Source organism: Bartonella sp. CB10SXKL (genome assembly GCF_042195515.1).
GTDB lineage: Bacteria > Pseudomonadota > Alphaproteobacteria > Rhizobiales > Rhizobiaceae > Bartonella.
Map to the genome: position 1 here is coordinate 1 of NZ_JBHION010000068.1, position 1,618 is coordinate 1,618.

Consider the following 1,618-nt stretch of genomic DNA (forward strand, 5'->3'; position numbering starts at 1 on the left):
CTTTTTTCCCATCCAACTCATATAGCCAATAATGTCTTGTGTAGGGTCTGGGGGTGCATTTTCACCTTCAACCATTGGCGTCTGGGATTGGGGTTCATAAAGCTTGACAAGCGCTTCACGAGCTTGTTTAGCTTGTTGCTCCATACGCTGCTGTTCTATGCTAGGAACAATCTCTGAAGGCTTTTCAACGGACTGCACAACCGGCTCTGGAGAGGTGACATCATCATTATCAATCGTTTCACCATCATAAGTGCCGGCATCAAAAGAGCTCTCATCATCAAAGACCGGTGCTCCAACTCTGTAATCTTCATTCATAGCTTCATTCATTTCTGCATTCATTCTTTCACCTTTCTCAACTATGCATACCTCTGTGTAATGCTATTCGCTCTCGCATAATCTGATTGTGTGCCTGATCATTGAGAAGCTTCTGCCGTTCAATCTCATAGCGTTGCTTCATCAGTTCTGCGTCTGTTTTTGCTCTCTCTTGATGCACAAAAAGATCAATCTGCTTTTGTTGCAAATCCATCTGATGCATCTGTGCTTTCGTCTCTAAGTCTTGTTGCTTTTCCTGCAACTTCATTTCCTGCTCGGGGTCCATCTGCTGTTGTTGTGCCATTTGTTGCTGTTGGAACTTCTCACTGACACGATTGAGTAATGACGCAGGCAATGGAGAATAACGAAGTAGATCAAGCATAATATCCGGCGTAATCGCATTTTGAAGCAATGGGAGCAGCTGTGTGATAATACCGAAGGTGCGCTCTTTCTCATTCGGGCTGGTTGGCGCATCATCAACAACAATGTCATACTCGACACTCGTTACTTCTTCACGCGTCAATGGAATATATTGCGCATTCTCCTCACCAGATATCCGTACCAAACGACCATCAGACAAGTAATTCTGGATAAGGTGCAAAATAATCTTACCTTGCCGCTTGCGGTACAAACGTAAACCATCAAACAGACAAGCAAGCAGATTTAAACTGGATTGGCGTCGTTGTGCCTCCAAAATACCCGCTTGTGTCACTTCTCTTGTGCCAATGAATTCGGGCGATAAACCCGTCACCTGATTAATTGCTTCCTTAGCTTCATTAAACAGTTGGAAAAAGCCTTGTGGAAACTGTGCTACAGGCTTTGGTTGTATTTTACCACCTGCCAATGCGTTAGGTTTAACCCATGTAATACTGTCTGATCGGCTTAAACTTTTTGCTGCTTCTCTCTCATCCTTAAATGCACCACTCTCTGCCATTATCCCGCCTTTGGATTGGCTATTAAGGATATACATAACTTGACTAAAGTACTTATTCGCCCACCGTTGTGGGTCTTTTGTAGGACGCACAACCCCATAAAATTGCCGTTCTATCTTGTCAAAATACCCCGTTATACACTCCCAACCCAATTGACCCGCTGGAACCATGGGTTGATCGGGGCATAGCAAAACCTTCCTGCCTAAAAAAGCGCGCTTAACAACCTTTTTATTAAAAGCCGCCCCTTGAATATTAGGCATCATGCACTGTAGCTGCTTAAATTCTTCCTCGCTATAATCACGAAGTTCTCCAGTGCTTAAATCGGGCGCTTTGTAATATCGCTCGCTTTCAAACCAACGGCATTCAACAAGCGT

Annotated in this window: 2 pseudogenes; both read right to left on the reverse strand. The window is 44.1% G+C overall.

Going from position 1 to position 1,618, the window contains the following annotated elements:
- Positions 1–339 (reverse strand): annotated as a pseudogene (locus ACFIK3_RS09420) (hypothetical protein); the annotation flags it as partial.
- Between the two features lie 13 nt (positions 340–352).
- Positions 353–1,618, reverse strand: a pseudogene (locus ACFIK3_RS09425) (phage portal protein); the annotation flags it as partial.